The sequence below is a fragment of the Teichococcus wenyumeiae genome (genome assembly GCF_003696345.1).
Classification (GTDB): domain Bacteria; phylum Pseudomonadota; class Alphaproteobacteria; order Acetobacterales; family Acetobacteraceae; genus Pseudoroseomonas; species Pseudoroseomonas wenyumeiae.
This window is the reverse complement of record NZ_RFLX01000010.1, coordinates 24696-44103: the sequence shown is the minus strand read 5'-3', so window position 1 is coordinate 44103 and position 19408 is coordinate 24696. Positions and strand designations below refer to the sequence as shown.

General features: G+C 68.9%; 13 protein-coding genes. 7 read left to right on the top strand and 6 right to left on the bottom strand.

All coding sequences use genetic code 11. The features are described 5' to 3' along the window. Window positions 1-2 precede the first annotated feature (2 nt). From EBE87_RS14405 to EBE87_RS14385, 5 genes are all read left to right on the top strand, one after another. Window positions 3-1391, top strand: coding sequence for an amidohydrolase family protein (locus EBE87_RS14405; protein WP_233553147.1), 1389 nt, complete (start codon window positions 3-5; stop codon window positions 1389-1391). Window positions 1392-1515: 124 nt separating this feature from the next. After that, window positions 1516-1716: a hypothetical protein gene (locus tag EBE87_RS14400; protein ID WP_120637798.1), complete on the top strand. Its 201-nt coding sequence runs from the start codon at window positions 1516-1518 to the stop codon at window positions 1714-1716. A 494-nt stretch (window positions 1717-2210) separates the two neighbouring features. After that, the gene (locus tag EBE87_RS14395) at window positions 2211-6098 is read left to right on the top strand and encodes a cellulose biosynthesis protein BcsC (protein ID WP_120637799.1); all 3888 of its coding nucleotides are present in this window, start codon (window positions 2211-2213) and stop codon (window positions 6096-6098) included. Window positions 6099-6181: 83 nt separating this feature from the next. Next, on the top strand, window positions 6182-6883 hold the full coding sequence (locus EBE87_RS14390) for an alginate O-acetyltransferase AlgF (RefSeq protein WP_120637800.1): 702 nt from the start codon (window positions 6182-6184) through the stop codon (window positions 6881-6883). After that, window positions 6880-7620, top strand: coding sequence for a GDSL-type esterase/lipase family protein (locus EBE87_RS14385; RefSeq protein WP_120637801.1), 741 nt, complete (start codon window positions 6880-6882; stop codon window positions 7618-7620). The genes EBE87_RS14390 and EBE87_RS14385 overlap by 4 nt, the downstream gene beginning before the upstream one ends. 1 nt (window position 7621) lies before the next feature. Here the strand turns inward: EBE87_RS14385 and EBE87_RS14380 are convergent, their stop codons facing one another. The 5 genes from EBE87_RS14380 to EBE87_RS14360 all read right to left on the bottom strand — a co-directional run bounded on the left by EBE87_RS14380 (window position 7622) and on the right by EBE87_RS14360 (window position 15369). Next, complete coding sequence (locus EBE87_RS14380) at window positions 7622-8752, bottom strand: alginate O-acetyltransferase AlgX-related protein (RefSeq protein ID WP_120637802.1); 1131 nt, start codon at window positions 8750-8752, stop codon at window positions 7622-7624. Window positions 8753-8762: 10 nt separating this feature from the next. After that, the gene (locus tag EBE87_RS14375; RefSeq protein ID WP_120637803.1) at window positions 8763-10181 is read right to left on the bottom strand and encodes an MBOAT family O-acyltransferase; all 1419 of its coding nucleotides are present in this window, start codon (window positions 10179-10181) and stop codon (window positions 8763-8765) included. 128 nt (window positions 10182-10309) lie between these two features. Then, window positions 10310-10972, bottom strand: a complete 663-nt coding sequence (locus EBE87_RS14370) for an SGNH/GDSL hydrolase family protein (RefSeq protein ID WP_120637804.1) — start codon at window positions 10970-10972, stop codon at window positions 10310-10312. A 110-nt stretch (window positions 10973-11082) separates the two neighbouring features. Next, window positions 11083-14199, bottom strand: a complete 3117-nt coding sequence (locus EBE87_RS14365) for an efflux RND transporter permease subunit (RefSeq protein ID WP_120637805.1) — start codon at window positions 14197-14199, stop codon at window positions 11083-11085. Window positions 14200-14205: 6 nt separating this feature from the next. Continuing rightward, window positions 14206-15369, bottom strand: a complete 1164-nt coding sequence (locus EBE87_RS14360; RefSeq protein WP_120637806.1) for an efflux RND transporter periplasmic adaptor subunit — start codon at window positions 15367-15369, stop codon at window positions 14206-14208. A gap of 106 nt (window positions 15370-15475) precedes the next feature. Here EBE87_RS14360 and EBE87_RS14355 point away from each other — a divergent pair, with 106 nt between their 5' ends. Next, window positions 15476-16126: a TetR/AcrR family transcriptional regulator gene (locus EBE87_RS14355; protein WP_120637807.1), complete on the top strand. Its 651-nt coding sequence runs from the start codon at window positions 15476-15478 to the stop codon at window positions 16124-16126. Between the two features lie 18 nt (window positions 16127-16144). On the opposite strand, the gene EBE87_RS14350 is transcribed toward EBE87_RS14355, so the two are convergent. Further along, window positions 16145-16462, bottom strand: a complete 318-nt coding sequence (locus EBE87_RS14350; protein WP_120637808.1) for a hypothetical protein — start codon at window positions 16460-16462, stop codon at window positions 16145-16147. A gap of 413 nt (window positions 16463-16875) precedes the next feature. Here EBE87_RS14350 and EBE87_RS14345 point away from each other — a divergent pair, with 413 nt between their 5' ends. Beyond that, window positions 16876-19371: a response regulator gene (locus tag EBE87_RS14345; protein WP_120637821.1), complete on the top strand. Its 2496-nt coding sequence runs from the start codon at window positions 16876-16878 to the stop codon at window positions 19369-19371. Window positions 19372-19408: the final 37 nt, after the last annotated feature.

Here is a 19408-nt window from a genome sequence, read left to right as displayed (position 1 = left end):
ACATGCCCATGACCGAGCCTGGCACCACCGCCATCTTCGGCAGCTATGTGCTGACGGAGCGCGATGGGGAGCAGGTGGTGCTGCGGGACCACTGGGTGCTGACGGAGGGGCGGCGCATCGCCGCCTTCACCACCACCCGCCCGCAGGCCGATATCGTGCTGGACCAGCCGGGCCGCTTCGTGCTGCCCGGCCTGATGAACCTGCACAACCATTGCTTCAGCGAGGCCGTGGCCCGGACGCATTCCGAGGACGGGGCGGGGCGTAAGAACAACGCCAGCATCGTCTATACGGTGCTGCTGCCGCTGACCAAGCGCGGCATCGAGATCCTGTCGCCGCAGGAGCGGCTGGCCGTGGCGCGGCTGGGCATCCTGCAGTTGCTGAAGGGCGGCGCCACCACGGTGATGGAGCCCTTCCGCAACGGCATCCCGGAGATGTTCGACGCGGCGCTGGACATGGGGCTGCGCTTCTATGGCGCGCCCTATCTCTTCTCCACCGCCGATGCCAAGGCGGATGCCTCCGGCCAGGTGACCTATGCCGGGGATGACGGCGCGGTGGATCTGGCCGCCTGGAACGCGCTGCACGCGCGCTGGGAAGGCGCCGACCATGGCCGTATCCGCATGGCGATGAGCCCGCATGCGACGGATACCTGCGCCCCCGATCTGCTGCGCACCGCCGCCGCGCGGGCGCGGGAGCTGGGCGTGCCTATCACCACCCACCTGGCGCAGAGCCCGGGGGAGGTCGCGACCATCGGCCAGCGCTATGACGGCCGCACCCCGGCGGAATACCTGGACTGGCTGGGCGTGCTCGGCCCCGACCTGCTGGCGGCGCATTGCATCAACTCCACCGGGGACGACCTGCGGCTGATGGCGGCGCGCGGCAGCACGGTGCTGAACTGCCCGCGCGTCTTTGCCCGCGCCGGCACCACCGCCTCCTACGCGCATTTCGCCTCCCACGGCGTGCGCACCGTCATCGGCACCGATGGCTACAACATGGACCTGCTGGGGGAGGTGAATGCCGCCGCCATGATCTCCAAGGTCACCGCCGGGCAGGCGGATGTGGCCACGGCGCCGGAACTGATCGGCGCCGTGACGCGGGACGCCGCGGCGGCGATCGGGCGTGAAGACCTGGGCGCCATCCGCATCGGCGCCACGGCGGACCTGACGGTGGTGGACCTCAACCACCCGCATCTGCAGCCCCTGTTCGAGCCGCGCCGGGCGCTGGTCTGGCTGGCCAACCGCGCCAATATCGACGGCGTCATGGTCGATGGCCGGCTGCTGCTGCACAATGGCGCGCTGCTGGCCGGGGATGAGCACGCCATCACCGCCGCAGGGGCCGCCGCCATCCAGCGTATCTGGGACCTGCCGGAAGCCCGCGCCGCCTTCGCCGGCTGAGGCAGGACCAAAAATGGTGGCGGCGGGGCACAACCGATCCGGCATGCATACGTTGAGCCTTTGTCCTGACCGTTCCGTCAGTGCCTCCTGGGCGCCGGCGGGCACAGCACAAGGAGAGAAGACCATGCGGACGATTACCCTGGGTGTCCTGGGCCTCGGCCTGCTTGTCGCCGCCTGCGCGCCGTCGTCTGGGAACCAGAACAGCCCGGCCTCTGGCGAGGTCGTGCGCGAGGGCGGCCGCCCGGCCGAAGCGCGTGCCACCGCCCCGCCGCCCCCGGGCGTGCCCATCATGAATACGCTGCCGGGGACCGGTTCCCCCCGCTGAGTGAGTGGCTGGACGGGCGGGGGGAGAGATCCCTCCGCCCGTTCCCATGTCTGGCCCAAGGCGGGCATCGACTGTCCGGCAGACCATCTGCCTGACTCAGGCTGCCAGGCTCGCGCTCTCGTAGCTGCCGAGCTGGGGCCCGCACGTCCCGGTTGCCTGCCTCGTGACAAGCTCGCCTGGCGCGGCATCCTCTTGCGCTTTGTGCAAAATTCCCATTTGAAAATCTGCCGTTCGACGCAAACTGCCAGAACGGCTTAGGCAGGCCATCAACCTTGCTGAACAAGGGGGTGGGGCTGGAATGACACAGTGCGTGGCTTACGTTGCCTGCAATACGGGTTACGCTTTTCAAAAGCCTTCGCCCGTTGATAAATTGCGACGGCGGCGATCCACCAGGATGGCTTGGCTGGTTCAGCGGCGCGTCCTGGCCTGATGTCCAGGCCTGCCGCGGCTTTGGATGGCGCGTTGAGTTGCCTGTTGGTGGATCGGACGATCGGATGACACAGCCTTCGCAGCAGCGCGACCGCCGGTCGCACTCCGATGCCACCGGGCGCGGGCGAGGGATGCCGGCCGTGGGGGCCGTGCTGGGCGGTCTTCTGCTGAGCGGCGGCGCCCTGGCCCAGGACCCCGCGCCTGCGGCGAATCCCCCTGCCGCAGCGGCACCGGCCAGTGGTCCGGAACAGAGCTCCGCTCTCTCGACCCTGGCGGAGCAGGTGGATTACTGGCGCGCACAGAACCGGCCGGAACTGGCCTTTGCAGCCGTGGAGCGCCTGCTGGCCGCCAATCCGCGCGACCCGGAGGTGCTGGCCAGCGCCGCCGAGATCGCTGCCCAGATGGGCCGCAAGGATGCCGCCGACGGCTATCTGGCCACGCTGCGCCGTGTGGCGCCCAATGACCCGCGGATCGCGGTGGTGGAGCGCCAGCGGAACTTCGGCGAATCGGACCGCGCGGCGCTGGAGGAAGCCCGGGCCCTGGCGCAGTCTGGCCGGGCGGCGGAAGCCATCGCGCGCTACAAGAGCTTCTTTCTCAACGGCAATGTGCCGGACAACCTGGTGCCCGAATACTACCAGACGATGGCGGGCATCGATTACCAGAACTTCCGGGACGCCACGGCGGCACTGCGCCAGCGGCTGGAGCGCGACCCGGACAACACCCGGCTGCGCCTGACCCTGGCGCAGATCCAGACCTATCGCGAAACCACGCGCTACAGCGGCATCGATACGCTGCGCTCCTTGACCGGCAATTCCTCCGTGGGCGCATCGGCCCGTGCCGCCTGGCGGCAGGCGCTGCTGTGGGAAGGGCCGAGCGGCGAGCTGATCAGCGCCATCGAGACCTACCTGGCCTCCAACCCCTCCGACCCGCAGATCGAGGCCAAGCTGCGGGAAGCGCGCGGCACGCTGCCCGATGCCGCGACCCAGGCGCGCATCGACGGCTACCAGTCGGTCGAGGGCGGGCAACTCGCGCAGGCGGAGCAGCAGTTCCGCACCTCCCTGCAATCCGTGCCGGATGATCCGGGTGCCCTGGCCGGGCTGGGACTGGTGCGCTGGCGGCAGGGCCATGCGGCCGAGGCGCGCGACCTGCGGGACCGTGCCATCGCCGCCGCGCCCCAGCGGCGCGACGAGTTCATGACCATGTTCACCGGGCTCGATGCCGCCTTGCAGCCTGCCCGGAGTGGCGGCGGCCAGGCGGCGCGGGTGCCGCCCAGCCCCTCGGTGCAGGCGCGGCAGGCACTGGCGCGCGGCAATTTGGACCAGGCGGATGACTTCGCCCGCCGGGCCGCCAGCAGCAACGCCAATGAGCAGGTGCAGGCGGAGATCATTCTCGGCCTGATCGCGCTGCGCCGGGACGACGTGGGCACTGCCGAGGCGCGCTTCCGCGCCGCCCTGGCCCGCCGCCCCGGCCTGCCGGAGGCCCTGGGTGGCCTTTACGACGTGCTGCAACGGCAGAACCGCTTCGCGGAAGCCGAGGCTCTGCAACAGGAAACCGGCTTCCGGCCCAGTTCGGCCGCCGGGCTGGCCACGCAGCGTGCCTATACCTTGCGCGACGAAGCCAGCCGGAGCGAGCCCGCCCAGGCCGCCGCGCTGCTGGCCCAGGCCAAGGCGGTGGACCCGCAGAACCCCTGGGTCCGGCTGGACCTCGTGCGCCTGCTGCGCGCCCAGGGCCAGGAGGCCGATGCGGCGCGGGAGGAACAGGAACTCGCCGCACTGGGCAACAACGATGCCGCCTATGCCGCAGCCCTGCTGGCGCAGGACCAGGAACGCTATGGCGAGGTGGTGGCGCGGCTGGAGGCCATCCCCACCCGCGTCCGCAATGCCGATGCCAACCGCCTGCTGACCCAGGCGCGGCAGGAGCAGGAAATCGGCCGGCTGGAAGCCCAGGCCCGTGAGATGCCGCGGTCCGGCGCCATCCAGCAACTGATGGCGCTGGCGTCGCGGCCCGATCCTTCCGGCACCATGGCCGCTGGGGTGGTACGCGCCCTGGGCCGGCTGCAACAGCCGGAAGCCGCCGCCCAGGCGGCCCGCACCGCACTGACGGTCAACCGCAATGCCACGCCGGATGCCCGCATCCAGCTCGCCGGCGCACTGCTCTCCGCCCGCCGGGTGGAGGATGCGCAGGCCATCACCGCCAGCCTGCTGGCTGGGGGGCGGCTGACGGAGGAGCAACGCCGGCAGATCGCCTCGCTCTCCGCCGGTTCCGCCATGGTGCAGGCGGGGCAGCTGAGCGCCGAAGGCAACCAACGCGCCGCCCTGGCGCAGTTGCAGCCGGCGCTGCGGGAGATGCCGGACAACCCCGCCGTGAACCTGGCACTGGCACGGGTCTATCTGGCCAGCAGCCGCGCGGCGGAAGCGCAGGGTATCGCGGACACGGTGCTGGCGCGGAACCCCGGCAGCCTGGAGGCGCTGACGGTCGCGGCTGATGCGGCGATGGCGCGGCAGGACTGGCGGCGCGCCGATGCGCTGTTGCAGGAGGGCCGCAGCCGCTACCCGGCCGATCCGCAGATCATGCTGCTGGAAGCCCGCCGGGCCCGCGCCCAGGGCGACCATTACCGCGCGCTGCGGGCGCTCGAGAGCGCCGGTGTGCGCCGCTACGCGCAGTTGCAGGCCGGCGGCGGCAGCCGCGCCAATGATGCGGAACGGCTGGCCGAGCGGCTGCGCGGCGGCACCGGGGAAGCGACGGGGCAGGCGGCGGAGATTTCCGACCCCGTGGCCTCCCAGATTGCCAGTGAGCTGGCGGCGGCGCGGCAGGAGACGGTGACCTGGCTGCAGGCCGGGGTGGGCATGCGCGGCCGCTCCGGCCAGGGCGGGCTCAGCAAGCTGACCGAAGTGACGGCACCGGTCGAGGTCTCGGCGGCGGTGCCTGGCATCGGCGGCCGTGTGACGGCGAAGGCGGAGGCGGTTTCGCTGAACACCGGCTCCATCGGCGGCGATCTCAATACGCTTCGGCAGTTCGGCAGCAATGTGCTGGGCGGCGGCAACGCGGCCGGCCTCAGGGGCGCCAAGGGCACCGCGACTGGCGTGGCCCTGAATGTCGGCTATGCCTATGGCGATCTGCGGGCCGATGTGGGCTCCACGCCACTGGGCTTCCGCATCGCCAATGCGGTGGGCGGCATCGAATATGCACCCTCGCTGACGGACCGGCTGCGCCTGCGCATTACCGGCGAGCGCCGGGCGGTGACGGACAGCCTGCTGTCCTATGCCGGCCTGCGCGATGGGCGCACCGGCGCCAGCTGGGGCGGCGTGACCACCGCAGGCGGCCGGGCGCAGTTGGAATACACGGTGGGCGATGCGGTGCTGTATGGCGGCGGCGGCTATGCCGCCATCGACGGCCGCCATGTCGCCAACAACAGCCGCTTCGACCTGGGTGGCGGCATCGCCTGGACGGTGCTGCGGCAGCCCGACCAGTCCCTGGTGCTGGGCTTCGACGCCCGTTACTCCGCCTACGAGAAGAACCTGCGCTACTTCACCCTCGGCCATGGCGGCTATTTCAGCCCGCAGTCCCAGGTGGCGGCGGTGGTGCAGGCGGATTGGCGCAGGCGCATCGGCGATCTGCGCCTGCGGCTGGGCGGTGCCGTGGGCTACCAGACCTACCGCGAAGACGACACCCCGGTCTTCCCCAACAACCCCGACCTGCAGGCCCAGCTTGCCGCCGCCGCCGCGGGCGATTCCACCCTCAGTGCCCGCTACGTCGGGCGAGACGGTAGCGGCGTGATCGGCAACCTGCGGGCCGAGGCCGAGTATGACATCACGCCGCAACTGCGCATCGGTGCCTACGCCACTTATGACCGCAGCGGGGATTGGAAGCAGGCCACCGGCATGGTGCGCCTCCGCTATGCCTTCGAGCAGCCAGGCCCGGATCTCAACCCCATCATGCCGCTGCCCCGCTGACCGCCGTGCCGCAACCCTGTTCCGATCCATCGGGCTTTCCACCCGGAACCGCCGATGACCGCCCCGCCGACCTGGAGAGCCTGATGAGCCACCCTGCCCAGACCCGCCAAGCCCGCCGTATCCTGCTAGGGGCAATCCTGCTGGCCGGGTTGGGTTCTCTGCCGGCCCAGGCCCAGGCGCCGATGCTTTACGAGCAGCGCCTACCGGACGATACGGCGTTTGTCCGTGTTATCAATGCTCTGCCCGGCGAAGTTTCGGTGAAGTCTGACTTCTCTCCGGCCTTCACCCAGAGCAGCGACGATGCCGACCGCGTCGGCCCCTATGTTCCTGCCGAGAAGGCGGTAGGCAAGGAACAGGCGCTGGAGATCACCCAGGGCGGCGAGACGGCCAAGGCCAGTGTCAGCTTCAAGCAGGGCTACAACACCGTCATCCTGCAACGGCAGGACGGGAAGCTGGTGGCAACGAACCTGTCGGATAGCTTGGAATTCAATCAGTTGCGGGCACGTCTTGCCTTCTACAATCTGATCCCCGGCTGCGCCGATGGCAGCCTGACGTTGCAGGGCTCCAACCAGGCGGTCTTCACCGGCGTGGCGCCGAATACCACCAAGTCCCGCAGCGTGAACCCCACCACGGCCAGCGTACAGGCGGCCTGCGGCGGCAAGCCGGCGCCGGTGCAGGACCTGGGCAAGCTGGATGCCGGCGGGCAGTACAGCGTCTGGCTGATGGCGCCGGAGGGCAAGCCGGTCACCTTGCTGGCCCGGGACCGGATCGCCCCGCGCCGATGAGCCGCGCGGCATTCCTAGCACTTCTGGCCGGCTTGGCCGCCGGCCCGGCGCTGGCGCAGGCGGCTTGCCCCAGCTTGCCGCCCCGCGCCAACCCGCCGCCCGAGGCACTGCCCGCCCAGGTGCCAGGACCCTGGTGGCAGCCGCGAGTGCAGGAACTGGACCGCGTCCTGGCCAGCACCGACCTCTCGCGCGTGCGGCTGCTCTTCTTGGGTGACTCTATAACACAGGCTTGGTTCCCGCTGATTTTTCAGCAATTCTACGGGATGCGCGCTGCGCTGAACCTGGGTGTGGGCACCGATACCACGCAGGGCTTGCTTTGGCGCCTGAACCGCCTGCCGCTCGGCGCTGCCTTGAAGCCGGAACTGGTGGTGCTGCTGATCGGCACCAACAACGCGCATAATCCGCGAGCGGAGGATGTGGCGCTCGGCGTGGCGGAGAATATCCGGCTGATCCGCCAGCGTTCGCCGCAGAGCCGCATCCTGCTGGTCGGGGTGCTGCCGCGTGGCGAGACGGCGCAGGACCCGTTCCGCGCTTCCATCACGGCCATCAATGCCATGATCGCCCGCTGCGCCGACAACAAGCACGTCTTCTACGCCGATCCTGGCCCAATGCTGCTGGATGGCGCCGGGAACCTGTCGGACCAGATCGCCTATGACCGGCTGCATCCGACCATGGTGGGCTACGCCATCCTCTCCACGGCCCTGGAGCCGCAGATCCGCACGCTGCTGGGCAAGTAGCTCACCAGCGGTCGAGGAAGCGCTGCTCCGCCGGCTCGATCGGCTGGCCGATGACGCGCTCAGGAATTTCCCAGACCACCAGCTTCGGCGGCGTCTCACGGAAGGCCTCGCCGGCGAAATAGTCGCTGGCGGCGCGGAAGAAGCCGCCGCCCGCCTGGGCGAAATTGCCGGTGGTGACGCCCAGCGCCTGTTGCAGCTGCCCGTGGAAATTCGCGTTCACAGAATAGGATGAGCCGATCAGCGTCACCGGCGGCGCTGGCGTCTCGTCCAGCAGGCCACCGCCGCCGGATTCCACCGGCTGCTCCGCCTCGGTGGTTTCCTTGTGCTGCCGGTCCGGGGTGGGGCGCAGCCAGTCCGGCACCTTGTCCAGGCTCATCAGCCGCAGCAGGTCGCCGGGGCCATTGGATTCGGTGGCCTCGGCGGTGGTGCGGAAGCGCTCGGCGGGCTCGATGCCCATCTGGCGCACCATGGGGGCGATGGCCTCGGCGGCCGTGGCGGCACCCGCCTGGCTCCAGTGGGTATCGGTGCGGTAGAAGACGGGGCCATTCGCCTTGGCGTCCCGCAGCGCCGGCAGCAGGCTGACATGGCGCAGGCCCGCTTCCTGAAGCGCCGCCACGAAGCCGTCGTAGCGCGCCTGGGACTGTGTGGACCAAGGGGCGCCGCAGAGTTCCTCCGAATACACGCGCGCCTTGTCCGGCACCACGGCGACAAGCAGTTGGATCTGCTGCTCCGCCAGCTTCGCCGCCGCGCGGCGGAGGGCGGCGACGCGGGTGGCCTGATGCGCGGCGGCATCCGGCCAGGGGCGCAGCTCCTCCGTCAGGAAGAGCCAGTCGTCACAGCCGGCGCGCACCTGCGGGCCGGCGGAGCCGAAGATCTTCCAGCGCAGCACGCCACCCGTGGCGCGGAAGAGCGGGTCCACTGGCAGGTTATGCGCCATGGCATGGTTCACCGCCGCGGCGGTTTCGCCCTTCAGCAAGGACTGGAAGGAGAAGGTCTGCCGGATGCGTTCCTGCGCTTCCGGCGCGGTCATGGCGGTGATGCCCTGCCAGAACCCCCAGCCGAGCAGCGCGATGACGGCGACGCCCTGGCCAACGGAGGCAGCCCGACGAAAACGGCTGGTGGGTGGGATCATCGCGGCCACCTCAGAACTGGAAATACAGGAAGGGGACGGCGGCGCGGCTATAGAGCAGCACCAGGCTCAGCACGAAGCCGATGAAGGGCGCGGCGGCCCAGGCGGCGCGCCAGACGGGGCCATTCTGCTCCGGTGGGCGGAAGAGGGGCGTGCGCGCGGCCAGCACCGGCAGATAAACCACGACAGCGGCGATCACCATCGTCCACCACTGGTCCAGCGTGATCTGCCAGGCGACGGCATCGGTCAGCCCGGTGCCATTGAGGCCCAGCATGCCGCGATACATGCCGAAGGTGCCGTGGATATCCGGTGCGCGGAACGTGACCCAGCCGATGATGACGCAGAGCATCAGGACGATGTTGCCGATGATCAGCGGCATCCGGAAGCCGGCGCGGCTCCACCAGCGGTGTGCCGCCAGCATCCCGCCGTGCCAGACGCCCCAGAGGATGAAGGTCCAGTTGGCACCGTGCCAGAGGCCGCCGATCACCATGGTCAGGAAGAGGTTGACGTAGGTGCGGACCTTGCCTTTCCGGTTGCCGCCCAGCGCGATGTAGAGATAGTCGCGCAGGAAGCGGCCCAGCGTCATGTGCCAGCGCTGCCAGAATTCCTGGATATTGCCGGAAAGGTAGGGGTGGGCGAAGTTCTCCGGGAAGTGGAAGCCGCACATCAGCGCCAGCCCGATGGCCATGGCGGAATAGCCGGCGAAGTCGAAGAACAATTGCAGCGTATAGGCGATGGCGCCGGCCCAGGACTCCGCCAGCGTCGGCGCGGGCAGGGCGAAGATGGCATCCACCATCGGGCTCAGCGTATCCGCCAGCGCCACCTTCATGATGAAGCCGATCATGAAGCGCCGCGCGCCGGCGCCGAAGATCGCCAGCGAATGCTTGCGGTGCTTCAGATCCTGCTCGATCTCGGCGTAGCGGACGATGGGGCCGGCAATGAGCTGGCTGAAGATCGCCTTGTAGGTGGCATAGGCGATGAAGTTGCGGCTGACCGGCACGGTGCCCCGGCGCAGGTCGATCAGGTAGCTGACCGATTGCAGCACATAGAAGGACAGGCCGATGGGCAGCAGGATCTCGTTCCAGGCCACCGGCGTGAAGCCGAGGCCGGTGACGAGGTCGTTGAAGGTCTGCACGCCGAAATTGGCATACTTGAAGTAGCCCAGCACGCCGAGGTTGCCGAGGATGCCGAGCACGAAGAGCCGTTTGCCGCGCGGGCTGTCCACGCCCGAGGCATGCATCAGCCGCGCCACGACGAAGGTGAAGACCGTGACGCCGATCAGCAGCGCCAGGAAGTCCACCCGCCACCAGGCATAGAAGAACCAGGAGAGGATCAGCACCGGCCAGTTCCGCCACCGGGCCGGTGTCAGGAAGTAGAGCGCGAAATAGACCGGCAGGAAGAGGAAGATGAACTCGAACGAGGCGAAGATCATGCGGTCACGCCTGCGGCCTTAGGCAAGGGGCGGGGAAGGCACGCCCCCGCCACGCGGGGCGCGGCAGCCGGACGGTGCGCAGGGGGTTAAAGGCCGGTGCGGCTCGGCTGGCCGCACCGGCCGGGGCGTCAGCGCTTCGCCGACGCCTGGACCTCGGGCATCTTGGCGATCTGATCCGCCAGGGCCGCGCCATAGGCCTTGTAGCCGTCCACCGTGTAGTGCTGGCCGTCGAAGGTCGGCCAGGCGCCTGGCTTGCTCAGCTTGGTGCTGTCCACATAGGTGCAAGGGCTGACCACGGTGGCCATGTACTTGTTCAGCTCATCCACCCGGGCGAAGGTCTTCATGAAGGGACCGCCCTCGGTGCCCCAGCTTGGGCCAACCCAGAGGCAGGGGATGTTCATGCTGCGGATCTTATCCGTCAGCGCCGTCACCTGCTCCTGGATCTCCTCCTTTGGCATCTGCGGCTTGGTGTAGCCGCCGATGGTGTCGGCCATGGCCACCACGATCATGTTGGGCTTGTTCTGCGACACCAGCTGGTCGATCGGAGTGGTCTTGGCATTGGCCCCGGTCTGCTGCGTGATGGCACCGGATTGGACGCGCTGCGCCGTGCCGCAGGAAGCCACGCGCACTGTCAGCCAGATGCTGGGGGGCGAGCCGCAGGCGGAATAGGAGGCGACCTTGGCACCCCGGCGGATCAATTCATCCTGCAAGGTGGTGATCAGGTAGTTCTGCATCCCGAAATGGCTGTCGCCAAGGATGAGGAGGCTGAGCCCCATCAGGACCGATTGCATGCGTCGAAAGCTCCACTGCTAGGCGACCCCGCCAAGGATCGCCTCTGTTATAATTTACTTACTAAGAAAAAGGAGCATCACGACGCGATAATTTTACGCTTGGCCATAACCTATGGTGCAACCGCCGGTTTATTTTGAGCGGCGGAGCGGCGCAGGCGGCGCGCAATCCAGCCTTCCAGTCCATCCATGTAGGAATAAGCGACCGGGACAAAGACCAGGCTGAGCAGGGTGGAGGTGATCAGGCCGCCGATCACCACCAGGGCCATCGGCGACCGGAACTCGGAATCCGCCCCGATGCCCATCGCGATATGCGCCATGCCGGCGCACATGGCGATCGTGGTCATGATGATGGGCCGGGCACGCTTCCGGGCCGCTTCCAGAATGGCGGCGTCACGGTCCAACCCAAGCTGGCTTCGCGCCAGGATGGCGTATTCCACCAGCAGGATGGAGTTCTTGGCCACGATGCCCATCAGCATCAGCACGCCGATGACGGCCGAGACGCCCAGCGACTTCTGCGCGATCACCAGTGCCATCAGCGCGCCGCCCAGGGACAGCGGCAGGGCGGACATGATGGTCAGCGGCTGCAGGAAGCCGCCGAAAAGCAGCACCAGCACCAGATAGACCATCAGCACGCCGGCCCCCAGCGCCATGGCGAAGCCGGAGAACAACTCCTTCATGGTCTCGGCATCGCCGACTTCCTGCTGGCGGATGCCGGCCGGCAGGTCGCGCAGGATGGGCAGGGCGTTCACCAGCTTGGTGGCCTCGCCCAGCGGCATGCCGTTCAGTTCGGCCTCGACGGTGGCTTTGCGCACGCGGTCCAGCCGGTCGATCTGCGCCGGGCCGGCACCGTGCTGGATGCTGGCGACGCTGCCCAGCGGCAACGCGCCGCCGCGTCCCTGCACCCGCAGGGCGCGTAGCTGCTCCAGGTCGTTGCGGGCTTCCTCGTCCAGCATGACGCGGATGGGGATTTGCCGGTCTGGGAGGTTGAAGCGCGCCAGGTTCTGGTCGATGTCGCCGGTGGTGGCGATGCGCGCCGTTGCCGCGATGGCATTGGCCGAGATGCCAGCATCCGCCGCCCGTCCTTCCAACGGCATGATCTGGATCTCCGGCCGCGAGAGGCTGGCGGTGGAGCGGGCGCCGGCCAGTTGCGGCAGGCCGCGCATCTGCCGCTCCAGCTCCCGCGCCGCAGCGGAAAGGGCGGCGCCGTCGTCGCCCACCAGGGTGATCTGCAGCTTGGAGCCGCTCTGGTTGTCGGCGCCGAAGCGCAGGCGGGCGCCGGGCAGCTTCTCCAGCTCCGGCCGCACGGCGGCCTCGAACTTCTGCTGGCTCAGCGCGCGCTCGCTGCGCGGCACGAGGTTGACGATCAGGTTCGCCTGGCGCGGGTCGCCGGCATGGGTGGTGCTGCCGATGGCCATGGCACCGCTGTTGCTGGTGCCGAGGGAGGCGAAGACGGACTGCACCTCCGGCCGCGCCTTCAGGATGCGGGTTGCGGCCTGCACCACCTGCTCGGTCTCCGACAGGGTGGAGCCGGGCGCCAGTTCGATGGAGAGGGCGGAGCGGCTGCGGTCGCTGGCCGGCATGAAGTCGCGCGGGATATAGGGCGTCAATGCCACCGAGGCCGCCAGGAAGCCCACCCCCGCCAGCACCGTCAGCAGCCGGTGGCGCAGGCACCAGCGCAGCAAGGGCATGTAGCGGCGGCCAAAGAAGCCGGTGGCGTCCTCATCATGCGGGCGCGCGCTGGCCTTCAGGAAATGCGCGCCCAGCAGTGGTGTCAGCAGCCGCGCCACCACCAGGGAGAAGGCGACCGCCGCCGCGACCGTCAGGCCGAATTCGCGGAAGAACTGGCCGGGAATTCCGGGCATGAAGGCCACGGGCACGAAGACCGCCAGGATGGTGGCGGTGGTGGCCACAACGGCCAGACCGATCTCCGCCGAGGCATCCAGCGCCGCGCGCATGGTGCCAGCGGCAGGATTGGCGCGCAGGTGGCGGACGATGTTCTCGATCTCGACGATCGCGTCATCCACCAGCACGCCCACCACCAGGGTCAGGCCCAGCAGCGTGACGTTGTTCAGCGAGAAGCCGAAGACCCACATCACGAAGAAGGTGGGGATCAGCGAGAAAGGCATGGCGATGGAGGCGATCCAGGTCGCGCGCCAGTCCCGCAGGAAGATCCAGACCACCAGCATGGCCAGCACGGCACCGACGATCAGCGCCTCCAGCGCCGCATGGTAGCCAGCCACCACGAAGGTGACGGTGGAGGCGACGAGCCTGATCTCCACGCCCGGATGCTCGGCCACCAGCCGCTGCACCCGCGCCGCCACGCCCTCGGCCACTGAAACCTCGGAGGAGCCCTTGGTGCGCAGCACCTCGAAGGCCACCACGGGGCGGCCGTCCAGGCGCGCGGCGGTACGGACCTCCGCCGTGGCATCAGTGACATCGGCCAGTTCGGAAAGCCGCGCGGTGCGGCCGTTGGGCAGCACGATGCTGCGTGCCCGCAGCGTCTCCACGCTCTCCGCCGAGCCGAGGGTGCGGATGGCCTGTTCCGCGCCGCCCAGCGTGCCGCGGCCGCCGGGCAGGTCGATGTTCAGCGCGCGCAACTGGTCGTTCACCTGGGCGGCGGTGATGCCCAGCGCCAGCATCCGGTCCGGCCGCAGGGCCACGCGGATCTCGCGCTCTACGCCGCCGACGCGGTTGATCTCGGCCACGCCGCGCACGGAGAGCAGGCTGCGGGAGATGGTGTCGTCGACAAACCAGCTCAGCTCCGTCGGCGTCATGGCCGGCGCGGCGACGGTGTAAGTCAGGATGGCACCGCCGGTGGCTTCCACACGGGTGATGCTGGGGTCGCGGATATCGGCCGGCAGGTCCGTGCGGATGCGCGCGATGCGGTCCCGCACGTCATTCGTTGCCTGCTCGACATTCTTGCCCAGGGCGAATTCCAGGACGGTGGTGGAAGTGCCATCCACCACGGTGGAGGTGATATGGCGCACGTCGCCCAGGCCGGCGACCGCATCCTCGACGCGCCGCGTCACCTGCGTCTCCAGTTCCGAAGGCGCGGCGCCGGGCTGCATCACCGTGACGACCACCACCGGCAGATCGAGGTCCGGCATGTTGTTGATGCGCAGCATCGGATAGCTGGCGAGGCCGGCCACCGTCAGCAGCAGAAACAGCACGATCGTGGCCACCGGGTTGCGGATGGCCCAGGCCGAGATATTGCGGTGCTCAGTCATGGCGCGTCACTCCGCCGCCGGGGCGAGGCGGACATGATCGCCATCCGCCAGGAAGCCGGCGCCGGTGCGCACCACACGCTCCCCGGCGGCGAGGCCGTCCAGCACCTCCACCATGCCGTCCCGGCGCGTGCCGGTGGTCAGGCGGCGCAGGCGCACCTGCTGGCCTTCCAGCACGAAAGCGCCGGCGGCGCCGTCCCGGAAGACCACCGCTTCCTGCGGCACGACAATGCCGGGCGAGGCCTCGGCATGAATTTCGGCGCGGGCGAACATGCCCGGGCGCAGGCCCGAATCGGCGGGCAGGGCGACATGCACCGTGCCCAGCCGGTTATCCGGCGTCACATTCGGGGCCACGGCACGCACCGTGGCGGCAATTTCCCGCGTACCATGCCAGACCTTGACCGGCTGGCCGGGCGCGACGGCGCCGAGGTCCAGCTCCGGCACCCGGGCATCCAGTTCCAGCCGACCATCGCGCAGCAGGCGCACCATCTCCTGGCCCACGCCCGTCACCGCGCCGGGCAGCACGTTCCGGCGCAGCACCACGCCATCATAGGGGGCCTCGATGCGCGTCTGGCTCAGCCGGGCACGTGCCTCATCCCGCGCGGCGCGGGCGGAAGCGATGCGGGCCTCGGCCTGCCGTGCGGCGGATTGCCGCTGCTCCAGCACCTGGCGCGGCGTGTTCTGGCTGCGGGAGAGTTCCACGGCACGGTTCAGGTCGGCGCGCGCGATGCTGAGGGCAGCCTCGGCCTCCGCCAGCCCGGCCTCGGCCTGGGCCAGCTGCGCGGCAGGCACGGAATCCTCCAGCCGCACCAGGACCTGGCCCTGGCGCACATGGTCGCCTTCCTCCACCGCCACCTCGGCGACGCGTAGCCCACCAGCCTCGGCGCCGAGCACCAGCTCCTGCCAGGCCACCACCGAGCCATCGCCCAGGACGGCGCGGGCCAGGGGGCGGGATTGGGCCGTCACCACCGCCACAGCCAGGGCCGGAGGCGGCTCCGCACTGGCAGCGGTTGGTGGCGCTGTGGTGGGTCGGTTGGGCAGCAGTTGCCATGCCGCCACGCCACCCGCCGCTAGCAGTGCGAGCACCACCAGTGGCCAGACCCAGGCGCGGCGGCGCGATGGGGCCGGGGCCCTGGAGGAGGCAGTGAATTGCGGAGCGGGGTGGTCAAGCATGAACGCTGTGGGCCTTCCTGCCGGGCCGGCGAAAGGACCGGCGGCCGTTCCTATATGATGCTATTGACTAAACGGTCAATAAGGCCGCATAGAACAACCACGGACCATGAGCGACACCGAACCCGAAGACCCCACCCCCCGTGCGGCTCGCCTGCCCACGGCTGAGCGGCACGCGCAGATCCTCGACGCAGCCATGGAGGAATTTGCCGACCGCGGCTTTGCCGGCGCCCGCATGGCCGCCGTGGCCAGCCGTGCCGGCGTGACGAAGGGGCTGCTGTACCACTACTTCCCGGGCGGCAAGACCGACCTGTTCCAGGCGGTGGTGGCGGCCTGCGTCGAGCCGACGCTGACGGAGGCGCGGGAGGTGGCCGGCAGCTTCAAGGGCTCCGCGCGGGCATTGCTGCAGGCGTTGATCGAGTTGGGTTACGCCCGCCTGGAAGCAGCGCCGCCACGCGAGGAGGTCTTGATGAAGCTGCTGCTGATCGAGGCGGACCGCTTCCCGGAACTCGCCCGCTTCTATCGCGACCGCGTGCTGCAACCGGCGCTACGGCTGGCAGCCACCGTGTTGCAGGCAGGGGTGGAGAGCGGCGAATTCCGCGAGGACCTGGTGCGTCAGCCCGGGCTTACGCATGTCCTGTTGGCGCCGATTCTGATGGGTTCGATCTGGCGCATGATGCTGGGGCCGCGCGAGGCCCCAGATCTGCGGGTGATGCGGGATGCACATCTGAATCTCGCATTGCGTGCGCTGGATCTTTGAAAGATGCAGCGCGTGGCTTTAGCCGCCGCCAGCCGCCTTGTCCGGACGGGCAGCCGGATTCACTTCACGATTCTCGAGCGAGGGCGCTTCGGTGGTGGTGCCGTTGGGGCCGGTCTTCAGCCCCTGCTGGGGCTCGGGGCGGGAGGCGCTGTTGCCGGCATTGCCGCCGGGCCGTGTCACGCCAGAACTCGTATTGGGGGTGCCACTGGACGGATTGGGCACAGTGGCCGTCGGCGGCTGGGTGATGAAGCGGTTAGGCTCGCCCTGGGCCAGCATGGGTCCGGCCAGTGCCAGCAAGGTGCCTGCGGTTGCCAACGACAGCAAGAATTGCCGCATCACGAAGAGTCCTCCAGGTCAGGCGCCAGGCGGCGCGCTCTTGCTGAAAGAACAACGGGATGGCCCAAGAGGTTTCGCGCTGAGGGCTGCGTGAGGGACAGGAAGCTGTCACAGCGGTGCCTGTGCAGATGAGGCATAGAGAACATTGGCAGTAGAACAGCCTGCTCCACGCCAACGGCCGATATTTTCGCATATTTACGTTAAACGTAAGAAATTGTCCTAGCGAGATATTGATTTTCACAGCACTAAACAGGATTGAAGCCGAGCGGTAGCGCTGCCTTCAATATTATTGCCATGCCTGTGGTTGTGTGCCGCTGTTGCATGGACTTGCATGTCGAGACCTGAGAATGCCTTTCGCCGCAGCGGTCAGCAGTTCGGAAGCCAAAGCCACCTTCATCCATGGGGAAGGCGGCATGGCCAGACTCATTCAGGATTTCGACTGGGCCGCGACATCGCTGGGGCCGATCGCAAAATGGTCCGGCACGCTGAAATCCACCATCAGCTTCGTCATCCAGGCGCCGCTGCCGCTGGCGCTGCTTTGGGGTGAGCAGGGTATCCTGATCTACAACGAGGCCTATGCCCGCTTCGCCGCCGATCGGCATCCGGACATTCTCGGCCGCCCCGCCGCCGAGGCCTGGCCGGAGGCCGCAGTTTTCGTCCAGGAGGTGCTGCGGCGCTGCCTGGATGGCGGCCAGCTCTCCTACGTCGAGCAGCCTTTCATGCTGCAGCGTGGCGGCATGTGCGAGCAGATCTGGCTGGACCTGCATTACAGCCCGGTGCGCAACCGGCGGAACGAGGTGGTCGGCATCATGCAGGTGCTGATCGACACCACCGAGCGGCTGCAACTGGAGCGCCAGCGGCAATCGGCCGGCCGTGCCCTGCGCAACAGCGAGGCACAGCTCCAGGCTTTGACCGCCGCCCTGCCGCAGCTGATCTGGACCGCCGACGCCAGCGGCCGCTACGACTATTTCAACGAGCGCTGGCGTGAGTTCACCGGCCTCCAGGCGGAAACGACGGATGTCGCCGCCTGGCTTGGCGTGGTGCACCCCGAGGACCGTGAGGTGGCGGACCTGAACTGGCGCCACGCGGTGGAAACCGGCCAGGAGTATCAGGCAGAGTACCGGCTGCGGCGCGCCGATGGCAGCTGGCGCTGGTTCCTGCGCCGCGCCCTGCCGGTGCGGGACGAGATGACCGGGGAGGTGATCCGCTGGCTCGGCACCTGCACCGATATCGAGCATACGGTGCGCGCCCGCGACATGCTGCGGCAAAGCGCCATCGACCTGGAAGCGCGGGTGCAGGAGCGCACGCGGGAGCTGGAGGCGGAGCAGCGGGAGCGCCAGCGCGCCGAGAGCCAGCTGCGCCAGGCGCAGAAGATGGAAGCGCTGGGCAACCTCACCGGCGGCGTCGCGCATGACTTCAACAACCTGCTGCAGGTCATCCACGGCAACCTGGAGCTGCTGGCGCGTGATGTGGCCGGCCAGCCGGAGCCGGCGCGGCGGGTGGAGCATGCCCTGGACGCCGTGGACCGTGGTGCCCGGCTGGCCTCGCAGCTACTGGCCTTCGCGCGGCGCCAGCCCTTGCAGCCGCGCGTGGTGAATATCGCTCGCTTCCTGCACGGGCTGGACGACATGCTCAACCGCAGCCTGGGCGAGCAGATCGAGATCGACACCATGATCGGCCCGGGCCTCTGGAACACGCTGGTGGACCCGGGGCAGGTGGAAAACGCGCTGCTGAACCTGGCCATCAATGCCCGCGATGCGATGGAAGGCCATGGCCGCCTGACCATCGAGGCCAGCAACGTGACGCTGGATGCCGCCTATGCACGGCTGCACCCGGAAGCCGTGCCTGGCGAATACGTCATGCTCTCCGTCACCGATACAGGCTCCGGCATGTCGCCCGAGGTGATGGAGAAGGTCTTCGAGCCCTTCTTCACCACCAAGCCGGAAGGAAAGGGGACGGGGCTCGGCCTTTCCATGGTCTATGGCTTCGTGCGGCAATCCGGCGGCGATGTGCGGATCGACAGCGAGCTGGGCCGCGGCACCACCATCCGCCTCTACCTGCCGCGCTGCGAAAGCCAGGTGGATCAGGAGGAGAAGGGCGGCACCAGCCCCATGCTGGGCGGCAAGGAAACCGTGCTGGTGGTGGAGGATGACGCGGCGGTGCGGGAGGTGGTGGTCGATACCCTGACCAGCCTCGGCTATACCGTGCTGCGCGCCCGCGACGCGCAGAGCGCCATGGCGATCATCGACAGCGGCATGACGGTGGACCTGCTCTTCACGGACGTGGTCATGCCCGGCCCGATGCGCAGCACCGAGCTGGTGGAGCGCGCGCGGAGCATGCAGCCGCGCATGGCGGTGCTCTTCACCTCCGGCTACGCGGAGAATGCCATCGTGCATGGCGGCCGCCTGGATGCCGGGGTGGAGCTGCTGACCAAGCCCTATTCGCAGAAAGCCCTGGCGCGGAAGCTGCGCGACGTGCTGGCCAATCAGGCGCAACGGAACGCCGCTGCTGCCCCCATTGCCCCTGCGCCTGCCGCGCCGCCGGTGTTCTCGGTGCTGCTGGTGGAGGATGATATGCTGATCCGCGAAAGCGCGCGCGACCTGCTGGCCAAGGCCGGGCACCGCGTGGAGGCGGCGGCCGATGCCCAGCAGGCGCTGGCCCTGCTGGAGCAGGAACCTTGTGACGTGCTGATCACCGATATCGGACTGCCGGGCATGACGGGCGGTGAACTGGCCGTGCGCGCCGATGCCATCGTGCCCGGCATCGGGCTTGTCTTCGCCACAGGCTACCATCAGGCCCCGGACCTGCCCGAGGCGCTGGCAGGGCGCGCCGTGATGCTGCACAAGCCCTATGACACGCGCCAGATGCTGCAATGCCTGGAGCGGGCGGCACGTTCCAGCCGTGACTGACACGCCGCCCCTTTGACCCGCCGGCCCATTCGGTGCA

Excerpts from the sequence above, each read along its gene's own strand:
- EBE87_RS14345 (WP_120637821.1), top strand. The coding sequence starts at position 16,876 with ATGGCCAGACTCATTCAGGATTTCGACTGGGCCGCGACATCGCTGGGG.
- EBE87_RS14395 (WP_120637799.1), top strand. The coding sequence starts at position 2,211 with ATGACACAGCCTTCGCAGCAGCGCGACCGCCGGTCGCACTCCGATGCC.
- EBE87_RS14365 (WP_120637805.1), bottom strand. The coding sequence starts at position 14,199 with ATGACTGAGCACCGCAATATCTCGGCCTGGGCCATCCGCAACCCGGTG.
- EBE87_RS14350 (WP_120637808.1), bottom strand. The coding sequence starts at position 16,462 with ATGCGGCAATTCTTGCTGTCGTTGGCAACCGCAGGCACCTTGCTGGCA.
- EBE87_RS14370 (WP_120637804.1), bottom strand. The coding sequence starts at position 10,972 with ATGCAATCGGTCCTGATGGGGCTCAGCCTCCTCATCCTTGGCGACAGC.
- EBE87_RS14355 (WP_120637807.1), top strand. The coding sequence starts at position 15,476 with ATGAGCGACACCGAACCCGAAGACCCCACCCCCCGTGCGGCTCGCCTG.
- EBE87_RS14405 (WP_233553147.1), top strand. The coding sequence starts at position 3 with ATGCCCATGACCGAGCCTGGCACCACCGCCATCTTCGGCAGCTATGTG.
- EBE87_RS14360 (WP_120637806.1), bottom strand. The coding sequence starts at position 15,369 with ATGCTTGACCACCCCGCTCCGCAATTCACTGCCTCCTCCAGGGCCCCG.
- EBE87_RS14390 (WP_120637800.1), top strand. The coding sequence starts at position 6,182 with ATGAGCCACCCTGCCCAGACCCGCCAAGCCCGCCGTATCCTGCTAGGG.
- EBE87_RS14380 (WP_120637802.1), bottom strand. The coding sequence starts at position 8,752 with ATGATCCCACCCACCAGCCGTTTTCGTCGGGCTGCCTCCGTTGGCCAG.
- EBE87_RS14400 (WP_120637798.1), top strand. The coding sequence starts at position 1,516 with ATGCGGACGATTACCCTGGGTGTCCTGGGCCTCGGCCTGCTTGTCGCC.
- EBE87_RS14385 (WP_120637801.1), top strand. The coding sequence starts at position 6,880 with ATGAGCCGCGCGGCATTCCTAGCACTTCTGGCCGGCTTGGCCGCCGGC.
- EBE87_RS14375 (WP_120637803.1), bottom strand. The coding sequence starts at position 10,181 with ATGATCTTCGCCTCGTTCGAGTTCATCTTCCTCTTCCTGCCGGTCTAT.